Genomic DNA, 13878 nt, shown 5'->3' on the forward strand with positions numbered 1-13878 from the left:
GCATCGGCTTCGGGTATCGGCGCGGTTGCCATCGGCACCAGTGCATCTGCCAGCCAAACCTCTTCTACCGCAATCGGTGCGAACGCCACCACCACTGCCGCAAACCAGGTCACGCTCGGCGGTTCGGGTTCTTCGGTGCGCATCGGCGACATCGCCGCATCGACCGCCGCGCAGTCGGGCAACGTCCAGGCGGTAACGGTCGACAGCACCGGTACGCTCGGCACCACCGCCATCGCCACCGCCGCGCAGGTCGACAACGTCCGCCTCGCCATGGACAATATCGCCGCCGTCACCGATGCGCAGTTCGCTGCACTCTCCGATCAGGTGACCGGCCTCGACTTCCGCCTCGATCAGCTCGACGAAACCACCAGCGGCGGTATTGCCGCGGCCATGGCCTTCGGCGGAACGATGATCGTTCCCGACAGCGCGATCAGCGTCAGCCTGAACGGCTCGACCTATCAGGGCGAGCAAGGCTTTGCCGGCACTGTCTCGGCTCGCGTCGCCCCGCGTATTTACGTATCGGGCGGTATCGCCGGTTCGACGGCCGACAACACGACCGGCGGGCGCGTAGGCGTAGCCTTCGGCTTCTAACTGCTGCCCGCAACTGACTTAAGAGGCTGGTCCCGTATTCGCGGGGCCGGCCTTTTTGCGTTTTCCGGCTAAGACTGCCAGTCCTGAAGGACGCAGCCGTAGCCTTCGCGGTACGAGGCTGTGTCAGATCGCACCAGTGGGAAGCTCGCGGTCACGCTTCGCGCTTCGTCGTCCTCGGACAGGCGAACGAGTTCCATTCCCGCCAGCTTGTCCTTCGCGCAGTCGTCGAGGCTGCGTCCGGCTACGAACCGGCACGAGCATGCTACCCGCGCGCTATACGCTGTGCCCGCCGCCGCATAGCCATGTATCGGCGCGCGGTAGAGCCAGATCGCTCCGGCAATCACGACGGTTACCGCCAATAGCGCGAGGCCCCAGCCCGGTTTGAACATCGACTTGCGTTTGGTCATTGAAGAATCGCGTTCCTTGCGCGAGGGGTGCGTCGATGCTCCGCCTTCGCTTCCACATATCAGCTGCGCTCCCTATCGCCGCTCTCGCTTTCCTGCCAGCCCTTGCTGGCTGCGGCGAACCGCAGGAGGAGCCCCTACCGCCGTTGACCGAAACGGCATTAGCGGCAGTGAACGAGAACCCCGGCGCGCCGCGCGATCAGCTCGCCCGCGAGGTCGACGAGCTCTTCACCGACCGCGAGTTCGGAGAAACGCGCGCACTTGTCCTCATGCACGGCGGCAAGATCGCGGCCGAGCGTTACGCTCCCGGTTATGATGCGGACACGCGCTTCGTCAGTTGGTCGATGGCGAAGACGGTCACGGCCGTCATGATCGGCATGCTGGTAGCCGACGGGCGCCTCACCCTGGACGCGCCCGCGCCGGTTCCGATGTGGCAGCGCGCCGGCGATGCGCGAAGCGAGATCACGCTGCGCCACCTCCTGCAGATGCGCAGCGGGCTCGACCATACGGAGGCGGGCGACCCGCCATACGAAAGCAGCGAGGTCCGCATGCTCTTCCTCGACGGACGAGGCGACATGGCGCGCTGGGCGAAGGAGCAGCCGCTAGAGGCCGAGCCAGGCGAGCAGTACGAGTATTCGAGCAACACCACGGTCATCCTCGCCGATATCGCCGCGCGAGCACTCACCGACAGCACCGACCCGCAAACGCGGCGCAAGGCGGTTGCGGATTACCTCGAGGCGCGGTTGTTCGGCCCGCTCGGCATGACCTCGATGATCCCCGAATTCGATGCGAGCGGCACGCTGATCGGCGGCAGCCTGATCCACGGAACCGCGCGCGACTGGGCGAAGTTCGGTGAATTCCTTCGCACCGGCGGTTCGTCGGGCGGCGCGCAGCTGGTGCCGCGGCAATGGGTCGACGCGATGACGACTCCAAGCCCCAAGTCCGAATTCTACGGCTACCAGACCTGGCTCAACCGCGATTCGGGTATCGACCGCGACAAGAGCAAGGCGGACCGCGGACCCGATACGCTGTTCGCGGCTGTCGGCCACATGGGACAATACATTCTCGTTTCGCCGGAGCAAGAATTGACGCTGGTAAGGCTCGGCCACTCGGACAGCGAAGAGCGAACGAGGATGGTCGGCGGGCTGTTCGACATCGTGGAACTGTACCCCGCCGACTGACCCTTCAGTGGGGCAGCAGGAACTCCCCTTCCACGACGCTCACGCATTCGCCGCCGAGTACTGCTCGCGCATCCGCGCCGTGGCCCTCCAGCCGGCACGCCAAATCGCCGCCTCGCCTGCTTGCCTGGTGCGCCGTAAAGGTTTCGCGCCCCAGCTTTGCGGCCCAGAACGGTGTCAACGCGGCGTGGGCGGAGCCGGTCACCGAATCCTCGTCGACCCCGCCGCCGGGCACGAAGACGCGGCTGACGACATCGGTCCGGCTTCCCGGCGCGGTGCAGATGAACTGGTCGTCGCCGAGCGCACCAAGACCGCGCAGGTCCGGATCGAGCGCGCGGACCTGTTCCTCGTTTTCGAACAGGTAGATGCCGTAGCCGTTTTCATTGAGCCACACCTCTAATGGATCAGCGCCCAGCAGCGCCGCCGCTTCGGCCCATTCGCCGCGCTCGGTCGGAATGGCCGGCAGCCCGAGCTCGTAACCCGCCTCGCTGCGTGCCACTTCCAGCACGCCCGCCTTGCGCGTGCGGAAGGTTAGGCGATCCCCGCCGTCCCGCGTCAGCAGGACATGGCCGCTCGCGAGTGTCGCATGGCCGCAGAGCCGGATTTCGCAGGTCGGCGTGAACCAGCGGAGTTCCCAATCCGCTTCGCCGGTCTGGTCGCGTACGACGAATGCCGTTTCGGCGAAGTTGTTCTCCTCGCCGATCGCTTGCAGTACCTCGTCGCTCAGCCATTCTTCGAGCGGCATGACCGCCGCCTGATTGCCAGTGAACGGCCGCGATGCGAAGGCATCGACGTGGTAGTAGGGCAGGCGCAGCATCATTCGCCGTTCTCCAGTTTCGCGAATTCGTTCTGTTCGACCAGCGGGTTGTCCGGCTCGTCGATATGTCCCTTGGGATCGATGTGGATGAGGAGTTCGAGGCCGGGAAACTCGCGGCACAGATCCTCTTCCACCGAATCGATGATTTCGTGCGCGTCGTGCACGCTCATGCTGCCGGGCAGATCGACGTGGAACTGCGCGAAGTCGGTGTGGCCGCTGGTACGGGTGCGAAGATCGTGCAGGTTGCTAAGTTCGGGATGGCGCGCGGCGACCTCGACGAAACGCTGGCGCTTCTCGTCGGGCCATTCGTGATCCATCAGCTGGTGCACCGCTTCGCCTGCCGCCTGCCACGCGCCCCAGGCGAGCCACAGCGCGATGGCGATCCCGAACAATGGGTCCGCCTTGCCGAACCCGAGGAACTGGTCGAGCGCGAGCGCCGCGATGACCGCCACGTTGAGCAGCAGGTCGGACTGGTAATGGACGTGGTCGGCATGGATCGCGACCGAGCGGGTGCGGCTGATGACGTAGCGCTGCCAGCCGAGCAGCGCGAGCGTCGCCAGGATCGCGACGACGCTGACGGCAATGCCCTCGCCCGCTGCCTCGACGCGTTCGCCGGTCAGGAGCGCGCTGACGGACCGGAAGGCAATGCCCGCAGCCGAGATACCGATCAGCAGCACCTGGAAGACCGCGGACAGCGCTTCCGCCTTGCCGTGGCCGAACCGGTGGTTGTGGTCGGCGGGCAGCGACGCGATCCATACGCTGACGAGCGTCGCGAGGCTCGCCACGAGATCGAGCGCGGTGTCGGCGAGGCTGCCCAGCATCGCGGTCGAGCCGGTACGCCAGCTCGCCCAGATCTTCAGAACCAGCAGGAAGGTTGCCACGCTGATCGACGCGAGTGCGGCGCTGCGCGTCAGGCGGGCGCGGTCGATGTCGACGCTCCGCGTGCCTTGGGCCGCCGCCGTCACGGGAACAGCAGCGTGTCGGACCACGCCTCCCCCTCGCCGCTGCGAGTGAAGCGGCGGCGGTCGTGCATCCGCGCGGGCCGATCGATCCAGAACTCTATGGCCAGAGGCGTCAGCCGGAAGCCGGTCCATTCCTGGGGCCGCGGTATTTCGGTCCCTTCTGGATAGCGTTCCTCGAGCGTGGCAACCCGCTCGAAGTAGTCGGCGCGGTGCGGCAGGGGGCGCGACTGGTCAGACGCGGCGGAGGCGATCTGAGACGAGCGGCCGCGCGAATGGAAGTACGCGTCCGCTTCCGCATCAGTGACCTGCGTGAGCGGACCCTCGATCCGGATCTGACGGCGCAGGCTCTTCCAGTGGAACAGCAAGGCGGCCTGCATGTTCGCGTGGATCTCACCGCCCTTGCGGCTCAGTGCATTGGTGTAGAACACGAAGCCGCCCGGCCCGTGACCCTTGAGCAGGACCATCCGCACCGACGGTGCACCCTCGGGCGTGGCTGTCGCCAGTGCCATGGCGTTGGGGTCGTTCGGTTCGCTCTGTTTCGCCTCTGCGAACCACGCATCGAACAGCGCGAAGGGATCGCTTGCCGGAATGACGCTCTGCTCATTCTCCACGGGCATCTCCTACAGGATGGAACACATGGAACACGGTACAATGAACGAAAATTTGGGCGGCTGAAGCGCGCCGAACAGGGAGCTGCGCGTAGCCGCGTAAGCCGGAAAAAGAGATCGCCTCGCAAGACATGAACGCCGCTCTAACTCCCGGAGCGCAGGTAGGGAAGCCTTCGCGCTTGCGCGCGGGGCGCGGCGCACCTAGCTATCGGGCGATGGCCGATCCTTACTCCACCCTTGGCATTGCGCGCGACGCGTCCGAAAAGGACATCAAGAGCGCCTACCGGAAACTCGCCAAGGAGCTCCATCCGGACCGCAACAAGGACAATCCGCGCGCGGCGGAGAAATTCAACGAAGCGACGCAAGCTTACGATCTCCTGTCCGACAAGGATAAGCGGGCCCGCTTCGACCGCGGCGAAATCGACGCAGACGGCAACCCGGCCAACCCATTCGCGGGTATGGGCGGTGGTGGTGGCTACCAGGGCGGCGGCTTCCGCGGCGGGCAGCAAGGCGGTTTCCGAGCGCAGGATTTCGAAGGCTTCGGCAACGATGCCGATATCGGCGACATATTCGAAGGGCTGTTCGGCGGCGGCAGACGCGGCGCCGGTGCAGGCTTCGGGGGCGCGCGGCGTCCCCCGCCCCCGCCGCCGCGCAAGGGCGCCGACATCATGTACCGCCTGCGCGTGCCCTTCGTCGATGCAGCGACCCGCGCGGACCAGCGCATCACCCTTTCCGACGGCAAAACCATCGATCTCAAACTACCCGCCGGGGTCGAGGACGGCACGCAGATGCGCCTCAAGGGCAAGGGCGAGCAGGGTCCGGGCGGCGCAGGCGACGGGATCGTGAAGATCGAGGTCCTCGGCCATTCGCTCTACCGCCGCGACGGGGACGACGTGCGCTTCGATTTGCCGATCACGCTCGACGAAGCTGTATACGGTGCAAAGGTGCGCGTGCCTACGGTCGACGGCGCGGTGATGATGACGATCAAGCCGGGGACCGACGGAGGCAGCGTGCTGCGCCTCAAGGGCAAGGGCTTCACGCGCAAGAACGGGACGCGCGGCGACCAGCTCGTGACGCTGGAAATACAGCTCCCTCAAGATCTTGCAGAACTTGCCAAGCGCCTCGAAGGCTGGAAAGACACGAGCGATCCGCGCAGCAAGCTGGGCGGCTAAAGCGGGCCGACAGGCCCGACGCGTGAGGGGAGGCATCTTTGCCCGACAGCAAGCTGGCCGATCCCGAGCAGCGCAAGAAGCGCTCGCTCACGCCGGAAGAGCGGCGCAAGGAAGCCAAGTATTTCAAGCGCGTTCGCGCCCGGATGGGGCCGGGCACACGTACCTTCGAGATCATGAAACGGGTCGCGGTCGGCACCTATAACGACGGCTTCATCCATGCCGGCAACCTCGCCTACATGGCGATGCTGGCGATCTTCCCCTTCTTCATCCTCGGCGCCGCAATGTTCTCCGCCATCGGCGAAGAGCAGGACCGCGCGGCGACTGTGAACGCCATTCTGCTCGCCCTGCCGCCGGTAGTGGCGGAAACCATTGGCCCGGTCGCGCGCAATGTCATCGAAGCGCGCAGCGGCTGGCTATTATGGGCCGGCGCCGCGGTGGCCCTGTGGACCGTCGGAAGCCTAGTCGAGACGATCCGCGACATGCTCCGCCGCGCCTACGGAACCGAGGCGACCCACTCCTTCCTGCGCTACCGCCTCTTGTCGGCAGGCATCATCTTCCTCGCCGTCATTATGCTGATGATCTCGCTCATCGCGCAGGTCCTGATCGGGACGGCGCAGGAATTCATCGCCGCCTACCTGCCGGAGCTTAACGAGGCGCTGTCCCGCCTCTCGCTTTCCCGGATCGTCCCGGCGGTCGGTCTGTTCGCATCGCTGTACATGCTGTTCTACACCCTCACCCCGCACGAATACCGCAAACGGCGCTATCCCAAGTGGCCCGGCGCGCTCGTGGTGACGCTGTGGTGGCTCGCCGTCACCGTCGCCTTGCCGCCGGTCCTGCGCAGCTTCTTCACCTACGACCTCACTTACGGCAGCCTTGCGGGCATGATGGTAACGCTATTCTTTTTCTGGCTAGTCGGCTTCGGAATGGTAATAGGCGCCGAACTCAACGCGGCCCTTGCCGAAACGCCAGAGGAAACGGACGTGATCGAGCAAGCGGACGACGCGGATGCAAACACGACGGAGGCGAGTGCATGAGTAATCTGATGGCAGGCAAGCGCGGCCTGATAATGGGCCTCGCGAACGACAAGTCGCTTGCCTGGGGCATTGCGAAACAGCTCGCCGCGCACGGAGCGGAGCTTGCCTTCACCTATCAAGGTGAAGCTCTGGCGAAGCGGGTGAAGCCGCTCGCCGAGCAGCTCGGCAGCGACTTCACCTTCGAATGCGACGTGTCGGAGATGTCCGCGCTCGACCGGGCGTTCGACACGCTGAAGGAACGCTGGGACACGATCGACTTCGTCGTCCACGCAATCGGCTTTTCCGACAAGAACGAGCTGCGCGGGAAATATGTCGATACGAGCCTCGACAACTTCCTGATGACGATGAACATTTCCGCCTACTCGCTCGTCGCCGTCGCGCAGCGGGCCGCGAAGATGATGCCCAGCGGCGGAAGCATCGTGACGCTGACCTATTACGGCGCGGAGAAGGTGATCCCGCACTACAACGTGATGGGCGTCGCCAAGGCCGCGCTGGAAACCAGCGTGCAGTATCTCGCCAACGACCTCGGCCCGCAGAACATCCGTGTGAACGCGCTGTCGGCTGGCCCGATCAAGACCCTGGCGGCAAGCGGCATCGGCGACTTCCGCTACATCCTAAAGTGGAACGAGCTCAATTCGCCGCTGCGCCGCAACGTCACCATCGACGATGTCGGCGGATCGGGACTGTATCTGCTGTCGGACCTATCGTCGGGCGTCACGGGCGAGACACACCACGTCGATGCAGGCTATCACGTCGTCGGCATGAAGCAGGAAGACGCGCCCGACATCGCGCTGGATTGATGCTCGTCAGGATTGCTCTTCCTGTAACTTCCGAATGCAACCAATCGCAATCTGTGCTCGTACAGAGTCTTCGCCGGCGTAAATCTCGAATTCGCGCCGATCACTGGCAATATCCTCACCGTTGCGCTGACCGGCAAAAAGCTTTTGCCGTCGCACGAACAACTTTCGTGCGTCGACAAAAGCTTGACGCTGAGCGGCGTTCAAAGCACCACGCTCGGTCAGTTGCGTGGCTAGCGACTCCAGTGCCATATCGCACACAAGTGCCTGCTCATAATCTGATGTTGCCTCCTCCAGAATTGCCTGATTTCCGATCGATAACTCTGCAGCGATCTGTTTTTCCGCATCGCTAAATTCTTTGCGCTTATCGGCTGGAGGATCGCCCGTTAGTTCACTCGCCCTGTCATTACATGATGCTAGAAGAATGGAAAAAAGGGCTGCGACAAACATCGTTAGCCTAAAATTTTGGCATATGAGCATCGTGCTGCTCTACGCGACATTACCACTTGCGGCAATATGACTATCCGGTAAATCGCGCCGATGATCCCCACGCTGAGACGAACCTTCTCCGATGCTCAGAGCGTTCCGTTTTGGTTGCTCATCGCGCTGCTATCAATCTTGTGGATTTTTGGCGGCGCTTCGCGCGCGGACGTAATGGCACAACCTGTAACTCGGATGTTCGCTTGGGCCGTGCTGATTGTTTCCATCTTTACGTTGAAAAAGATTCAGCGTCCCGCCTCGGTCATTCCTAGTCTAATTTTGCTAAGCAGTGTGGCACTGTGCTTTTTACAATTGATACCGATGCCAGCAACTTGGTGGACAAATCTACCTGGAAGAGATTTACTGGCCGACTCAACTTCGGTTATTGGCGCGCCCGCTCCATGGAGGCCAATTTCCATATCGCCAAGCGCGACGGTCAACGCACTTTCATCGTTAATAGTCCCCGCCGTGTGCTTGTTGCTTGCGACACAAATCACAACGACGCGTCATTGGCAGATTGTAACTCTTCTGTTGGGTCTATTCGCTGTCAGCAGCGGAATCGCTTTGATTCAATTCTCTGGCGGACGGATCGATTATCCATTCATCAATGACCTTCCTGGTTCTGTGAGCGCGAACTTCGCTAATCGCAATCACTTTGCCCTGATCGTAGCCATTGGCCTTTTGCTAGTCCCAGCATGGGTGTTTGCGCGGCGTGAACGATTGAAATTGAGGCTGCTTTTCGCATCGGGCCTGCTGCCCGCCCTGCTGCTGCTATCGCTCGGGACCGGTTCAAGAGCGGGAATTCTTCTTAGCGTTCTCGCACTATTTATGGGATTGTTCATCGCACGGCATGACTTCATTCCGTATGTTGCCAGATACCCAAGAAAGGTTGTTGTTCCTGCGGGCGCGATTTTGGTTATCGGCATTATATTAATCATCTTTTTGAGCATCGACCTAGATCGCGCCGAGTCTGTCAAGCGTGCGATAGACATGCGCTCAGCGGAAGACCTTCGTGTCCGGTCCCTGCCGACGTTGCAGGAAATGATCTTTAGGTATTTTCCATTTGGAGCGGGAATGGGAACTTTTGATCCGGCGTTCCGCATTAGTGAGCCGAATAATATCTTGCAGCCGTTATATTTTAACCACGCTCATAATGACTGGATTGAAATTGTCATTGATGGCGGCCTCGCGGGTCTCCTGCTTCTTTGCACAGGTGTAGCGTGGTTCACGATCAGAAGTTGGAAGGTGTGGATGCAAGACCCGCAAAATTCGCTCGCGCAGATAGGCTCAAGCATGATGCTTCTTGTAATGCTTGCTAGTTTCGTCGATTACCCTGCGCGCACACCGTTCGTAATGGCAGTACTTGTGCTAAGCGCAGTATGGATGTCATCTAGTCGGCCTTCACGTAAAATTCGGAAGCAAGATGTTGGCTCTTTTGCTCCGCACCGTAAATTATGAAACCGAAAGTATTTATGCGTTCACGCCTTATCCCACTCGTATCTCTGGTTTTAATGGGCTGTGGCTCAGAAAAAATGCCGTTAGTCTCAACCCCAACACTGACTGTGGTTGAAGGAGAATCGGCCCTTCCAGCGCCGGTGAGAAACGACCTGACGGCGGCGGACCGTCTTTCACTAATTGGACCACTTGATACCATCACCGTTGATGTGTTCGGAGTTCCCGAACTTAGTCGGCAGATGCAGGTGGACGCAAGTGGGCGCATTTCCATGCCTTTGATTGGGACTGTCGACGCGCGGGGAAAGACCGCTGCAGAGGTAGCTCGAGAGATTGCAACGCTGCTTCGTGGACGGTATGTGAAAAACCCGGAAGTTACCGTGAATATTGAGTCTTCGGTAAGCCAAGTGGTCACTATTGACGGTCAGGTAGTAGAGCCAGGGCTCTATCCTGTCACTAATCAGATGACACTATTGCGGGCCGTCGCCTCCGCCCGCGGGTTGACCGAGTTGGCCAAGCAGGATGATGTTGTCATACTTCGCACTGTCGACGGCCAAAGGATGGCAGCCCTCTATAATATTGAAGCACTGCGCAGAGGGGTTTATGAAGATCCGCCCCTCTATGCAAATGATCTCGTTGTAGTCGGTGACAGCCCACAGCGCCGAATGTTTCGGGATATCTTGAGCGCCGCGCCCCTGCTCGCCGCACCGGTCGTTGCCCTTATTCAGCGGAATTAAGACCTCGTGAACGTACCAGCACAAAACCTTCAACGCTTTGAAGATCTGCGGAATCAGCATGCGAGTTCCGAGGGCGAGGACGAAGCCGAAGCGCGGCCGAATTTATTGAAATATTACGTCCGTGTTGCTCGCCGCCGAAAGTGGTTGATTGCGGGGATTACTGCTGCATTCGTACTTCTCGGACTATTGATATCGTTCCTGATGACCCCGCAATATACAGCCACCGCGACGATTGAGATTTCTCGCGAAACGGATCAAGTTACTACCTTTCAAAGCGTTGAACGCGACGTAAGTATAGGGGATCAAGAGTTTTATCAGACGCAGTATGGGCTACTGAGAAGCGCTACACTCGCTGAACGCATTGCCACCCAGCTGGGATTGGTTGATGATCCGGCATTTTTTGAAATGTTCGGCGCACTTAATGAAGAAAACCCCGCCTTTGAACTCAACGGCGATCGCTTTGTTGCCGAAGGCAGGGGTGAACGCATACGAAAAGCAGGAGCGATCCTGTTGGAAAACGTAGCTGTGCAGCCCGCGCGTTTATCGCGTCTAGTTGATATTGCGTTCTCCAGTCCCGATCCTGTCATGTCCGAACGCATTGCGAATTCGTGGGCCACAAATTTCATTGAGACGAACCTAGAGCGCAAAGTCCAAGCCACTGCTTACGGGCGCGAGGTCCTCCAACGTCAACTGGCAGAATACAAAGATCGGCTCGATGAATCACAGCGGCAATTGGTGAACTATGCTTCCCAGCAAGGCATCATAAACCTGCCCGCTTCTTCATCGGGAGAAGGTGGGGGAGTGCAGGAGCGCTCTATTGTCGTCGATAATCTGGCTGCACTTAACGCCGCCCTCAGCGAAGCAACCGCCGACCGGATCAGGGCCGAGACAAGATTCCGCCAAAGTTCGGTTGGGGGATCATCGCCAGAAGCTCTCGCCAATGATGCAATCAACAGTCTGCGGCAGCGGCGTGCAGAGTTGGCTGCCCAGTATGAGAACATGATGGTGCGCTTCGAACCAGGTTACCCGGCAGCGCAGGCTTTGCAGGAACAAATAAGCGAGTTGGACCGAGCCATTACTGTAGAGGAACGGCGAATTACGAGTTCTCTGGAATCTGGTTATCGACAGGCGAGGGCGCGCGAAAATGCGCTGCAAAGCAGAGTGAACGCTTTAAAGGACGAATTTCTGGACCTTCGCCGGCGGTCGATCAGCTACAATGTTTATCAACAAGAAGTCGAAACTAACCAAGCTCTGTATGATTCTCTGTTGCAGCGTTTTAAAGAGATTGGGGTCGCTGGTGGCGTAGGTGTGAACAATATTTCAGTTGTAGACGCTGCCAAGGTTCCTCAGGAGCCATCAAGCCCGCGATTACTGTTAAATCTTCTGCTAGCTATCGTAAGCGGGTTAGTTGTCGGTGTTTTAGCGGCTTTAGGCCTTGAGCAGCTTGATGAAGCTATTGGCGATCCGAACGAATTAAAGCAGCAGCTTGGGCTGCCGTTGCTTGGCACGGTGCCGAAGGTCACTGGGACTGATAGCCCTCGCGACGCACTGCTGGATCGAAAATCAGATTTGTTCGATGCTTATCTTTCAATTCAAACCAACCTCGGATTCACGACCGAACATGGCATTCCGAAAAGTTTCTCGGTCACCTCGACGCGTCCGGCCGAAGGTAAGTCGACGACATCGTTCGCGCTCGCCACAAGCCTAGCGCGCAGTGGCCGGAAGGTTATTCTAGTTGACGGAGACATGCGCTCGCCGTCCGTGCATCATCTCGGAGAAGTCGATCATGACCGTGGACTCAGCAACTATTTGGCGGGCGAAGACGACATCAACTCACTCACATTTTCGATGCCTGATTTAGGGCTTACCGGCATGTCCGCAGGACCAATACCTCCTAACGCGGCACAACTTCTGACCAGCAATCGCCTTTCCAATCTAATTAATCGTTTACTGCGTGACTACGACCACGTGGTTATTGACTCGCCCCCCGTAATGGGGCTTGCAGACGCTCCGCTGATTGCAAGCAATGTTGAAGGGGTAATTTATGCAATTGAGTCGCACGGTATTCGATCATCACAAGTGAAAGCCGCTCTCGCTCGCTTGCGAAGTGCGAACGCGAGAATATTTGGCGGTGTGTTAACTAAGTTCGAGCCACAGAAGTCCTCTTACGGTTACGAATACGGGTATGGCTACGGCCGCGACGATGAAGGGGTTGCTGCATGACGTTCTCGTCCCCTGTTCAAAGCTGTAGGCAAGTTCATGGGCCGTAAAACACGCCTTGTTGCATGCGCGGTGTCAACATTCATCGCGTTTTTTGCGGTAACATCTAGCTTGGGGAACGTGATCGTCAGAGTCGATCCGCAGACAGCGTTGCTGCTCTCCCCCGAAAATGCGCAAATTGAAGCTGCATACGCGTCAAATACTTATCTCAATTTATCGACTCAAAGAGAACGGGACGAGGCATTACTTCAGGCGCGCAGTGCTATTATTAAAGATGCGACCGCAGTTGATGGATTGCTAACTTTGGCCATCGATTCCGAAATCGATGGTGATCGGGATCGTGCAGCGGACATCTTTGAACACGTCTCTCGTTTGACCCGTAGAGAGTATCGTGCGCAGATATGGGCTATCGAAGAGGCGGTCGCACGAGGCGATATCACGCAGGCCATAAAAGCGTACGACCTTGCTCTTCGCGTAAGCGAACAAGGAAGACGCGTATTGTTCCCCGTCCTCGCTAAGGCAATCAACGAAAGCAAGATTCGACGTCAATTGATCGACGTCCTCGGAACGCGCCCGATTTGGGAGAAGGAGTTCGTCAACTATTTGGTGGCCAACCCTGCTGAGCCGGAAGCCTTAATTGCGCTTTTTAACGAAGGAGAAGGCGCCGGCATCACCATTGATAGCGTTTCTCGCTCGAAAATTGTTGATGCGCTCTACGATAGCGAAAAAGCTGACGCTGCGTGGGCCTACTATCGCTCTTTCCGCGGCATCCAATCCGCAGACAGTTCACGCGATCCAGAATTCACCTATGAAGGAGATGGGCGATCAACCTTTGACTGGCGTGCGAGCGACGCTCCTGAAGTTTATGCGGCAATTAATCCCGCCCCCGAGGGTGGCACCGTAGAATTCACCTTTCCGTCAAGCGGGCTCGTTAAAGTACTTGAGCAAGGACAGAGGCTCCCTCCCGGCCGGTACCGTTTTCGCGCAACAGGAAGCAGCGCTCAAAATCAAACTGATGCGAACCCTTTCTGGATCATCACTTGCGCGAATGGAAGTGAAGTAGCTCGGATAAATCTACCGGAAGAGTCGGGCGCGGATTGGCAATTTGCTGGAATAGTTGAAATTCCGCGAGATTGCTTTTCGCAGAACCTAGCTTTAATGCTGCGCCCAGTATCCGGATTTTCAAACGGCGTGGGAATTATCACGAGCGCTCAGATCAAGCGCGTCGCGAGCGGCAGAGACTGATGAGTTGTGTAATGAGATGGGTGCTTTTGGCGGCGGGCGTTCTTGTCACTGGAAACGGCGGCGCGTTGGCACAGTCGGGAATGCCGAGTTCGCCCGATGCCCGGGCGCAAGACGACACTGCTAGGTCAAACGCTGATCAGCTAGACCCGAGAGCGAACAGACTTGAGGTGCGGCGGCTACC

Annotated in this window: 14 protein-coding genes; 9 read left to right on the forward strand and 5 right to left on the reverse strand. The window is 59.4% G+C overall.

Annotated features, from left to right (window positions below):
• Positions 1-591: YadA-like family protein (locus HUV48_RS05055; protein WP_176266727.1), on the forward strand; the 591-nt coding region annotated here is incomplete at its 5' end.
• Positions 592-659: 68 nt separating this feature from the next.
• Here HUV48_RS05055 and HUV48_RS05060 read toward each other — a convergent pair.
• Entirely contained in the window at positions 660-998 is a 339-nt protein-coding gene (locus tag HUV48_RS05060; RefSeq protein WP_176266728.1) for a hypothetical protein, read from the reverse strand.
• A gap of 35 nt (positions 999-1033) precedes the next feature.
• Between HUV48_RS05060 and HUV48_RS05065 the strand changes: the two genes are divergently transcribed.
• On the forward strand, positions 1034-2176 hold the full coding sequence (locus HUV48_RS05065; RefSeq protein ID WP_176266729.1) for a serine hydrolase domain-containing protein: 1143 nt from the start codon (positions 1034-1036) through the stop codon (positions 2174-2176).
• A gap of 4 nt (positions 2177-2180) precedes the next feature.
• On the opposite strand, the gene HUV48_RS05070 is transcribed toward HUV48_RS05065, so the two are convergent.
• From HUV48_RS05070 to pdxH, 3 genes are read right to left on the reverse strand one after another with little or no spacing between them, the layout of a single operon-like run.
• Positions 2181-2990, reverse strand: coding sequence for a PhzF family phenazine biosynthesis protein (locus HUV48_RS05070; RefSeq protein ID WP_404799925.1), 810 nt, complete (start codon positions 2988-2990; stop codon positions 2181-2183).
• A complete protein-coding gene (locus tag HUV48_RS05075) occupies positions 2990-3919 on the reverse strand; it encodes a cation diffusion facilitator family transporter (protein ID WP_404799926.1) in 930 nt (309 codons plus the stop codon). The genes HUV48_RS05070 and HUV48_RS05075 overlap by 1 nt, the downstream gene beginning before the upstream one ends.
• A 32-nt stretch (positions 3920-3951) precedes the next feature.
• Complete coding sequence (pdxH, locus tag HUV48_RS05080) at positions 3952-4569, reverse strand: pyridoxamine 5'-phosphate oxidase (RefSeq protein WP_176266731.1); 618 nt, start codon at positions 4567-4569, stop codon at positions 3952-3954.
• Between the two features lie 206 nt (positions 4570-4775).
• On the opposite strand from pdxH, the gene HUV48_RS05085 reads away from it, so the two are divergent.
• The 3 genes from HUV48_RS05085 to fabI are packed head-to-tail and all read left to right on the forward strand — an operon-like array spanning position 4776 to position 7566.
• Complete coding sequence (locus HUV48_RS05085; RefSeq protein ID WP_176266732.1) at positions 4776-5732, forward strand: DnaJ C-terminal domain-containing protein; 957 nt, start codon at positions 4776-4778, stop codon at positions 5730-5732.
• Positions 5733-5770: 38 nt separating this feature from the next.
• Positions 5771-6766 (forward strand): YihY/virulence factor BrkB family protein, encoded by a 996-nt coding sequence (locus HUV48_RS05090; protein WP_225871546.1) that lies wholly within the window; start codon positions 5771-5773, stop codon positions 6764-6766.
• On the forward strand, positions 6763-7566 hold the full coding sequence (gene fabI, locus HUV48_RS05095) for an enoyl-ACP reductase FabI (protein WP_176266733.1): 804 nt from the start codon (positions 6763-6765) through the stop codon (positions 7564-7566). Before HUV48_RS05090 ends, fabI begins: the two co-directional genes overlap by 4 nt.
• A gap of 6 nt (positions 7567-7572) precedes the next feature.
• Here fabI and HUV48_RS05100 read toward each other — a convergent pair whose 3' ends face one another.
• The gene (locus HUV48_RS05100) at positions 7573-8013 is read right to left on the reverse strand and encodes a hypothetical protein (RefSeq protein WP_176266734.1); all 441 of its coding nucleotides are present in this window, start codon (positions 8011-8013) and stop codon (positions 7573-7575) included.
• A gap of 90 nt (positions 8014-8103) precedes the next feature.
• Between HUV48_RS05100 and HUV48_RS05105 the strand changes: the two genes are divergently transcribed.
• Genes HUV48_RS05105 through HUV48_RS05120 form a run of 4 tightly spaced genes read left to right on the forward strand, consistent with a single transcriptional unit; the run spans position 8104 to position 13697 of the window.
• Positions 8104-9501, forward strand: a complete 1398-nt coding sequence (locus tag HUV48_RS05105) for an O-antigen ligase family protein (RefSeq protein WP_176266735.1) — start codon at positions 8104-8106, stop codon at positions 9499-9501.
• Positions 9498-10232, forward strand: coding sequence for a polysaccharide biosynthesis/export family protein (locus tag HUV48_RS05110; protein ID WP_225871547.1), 735 nt, complete (start codon positions 9498-9500; stop codon positions 10230-10232). The genes HUV48_RS05105 and HUV48_RS05110 overlap by 4 nt, the downstream gene beginning before the upstream one ends.
• A gap of 6 nt (positions 10233-10238) precedes the next feature.
• Positions 10239-12455, forward strand: coding sequence for a GumC family protein (locus tag HUV48_RS05115; RefSeq protein ID WP_318656049.1), 2217 nt, complete (start codon positions 10239-10241; stop codon positions 12453-12455).
• 36 nt (positions 12456-12491) lie between these two features.
• Positions 12492-13697 carry a tetratricopeptide repeat protein gene (locus HUV48_RS05120; RefSeq protein WP_176266736.1) on the forward strand — a complete coding sequence of 402 codons (1206 nt, stop codon included), beginning with the start codon at positions 12492-12494 and terminating at the stop codon, positions 13695-13697.
• Positions 13698-13878: the final 181 nt, after the last annotated feature.

Source organism: Qipengyuania atrilutea (genome assembly GCF_013370205.1).
Lineage (GTDB): Bacteria > Pseudomonadota > Alphaproteobacteria > Sphingomonadales > Sphingomonadaceae > Actirhodobacter > Actirhodobacter atriluteus.

Excerpts from the sequence above, each read along its gene's own strand:
- HUV48_RS05060 (WP_176266728.1), bottom strand. The coding sequence starts at position 998 with ATGACCAAACGCAAGTCGATGTTCAAACCGGGCTGGGGCCTCGCGCTA.
- HUV48_RS05065 (WP_176266729.1), top strand. The coding sequence starts at position 1,034 with ATGCTCCGCCTTCGCTTCCACATATCAGCTGCGCTCCCTATCGCCGCT.
- HUV48_RS05070 (WP_404799925.1), bottom strand. The coding sequence starts at position 2,990 with ATGCTGCGCCTGCCCTACTACCACGTCGATGCCTTCGCATCGCGGCCG.
- pdxH (WP_176266731.1), bottom strand. The coding sequence starts at position 4,569 with ATGCCCGTGGAGAATGAGCAGAGCGTCATTCCGGCAAGCGATCCCTTC.
- HUV48_RS05085 (WP_176266732.1), top strand. The coding sequence starts at position 4,776 with ATGGCCGATCCTTACTCCACCCTTGGCATTGCGCGCGACGCGTCCGAA.
- fabI (WP_176266733.1), top strand. The coding sequence starts at position 6,763 with ATGAGTAATCTGATGGCAGGCAAGCGCGGCCTGATAATGGGCCTCGCG.
- HUV48_RS05100 (WP_176266734.1), bottom strand. The coding sequence starts at position 8,013 with ATGTTTGTCGCAGCCCTTTTTTCCATTCTTCTAGCATCATGTAATGAC.
- HUV48_RS05105 (WP_176266735.1), top strand. The coding sequence starts at position 8,104 with ATGATCCCCACGCTGAGACGAACCTTCTCCGATGCTCAGAGCGTTCCG.
- HUV48_RS05110 (WP_225871547.1), top strand. The coding sequence starts at position 9,498 with ATGAAACCGAAAGTATTTATGCGTTCACGCCTTATCCCACTCGTATCT.
- HUV48_RS05120 (WP_176266736.1), top strand. The coding sequence starts at position 12,492 with ATGGGCCGTAAAACACGCCTTGTTGCATGCGCGGTGTCAACATTCATC.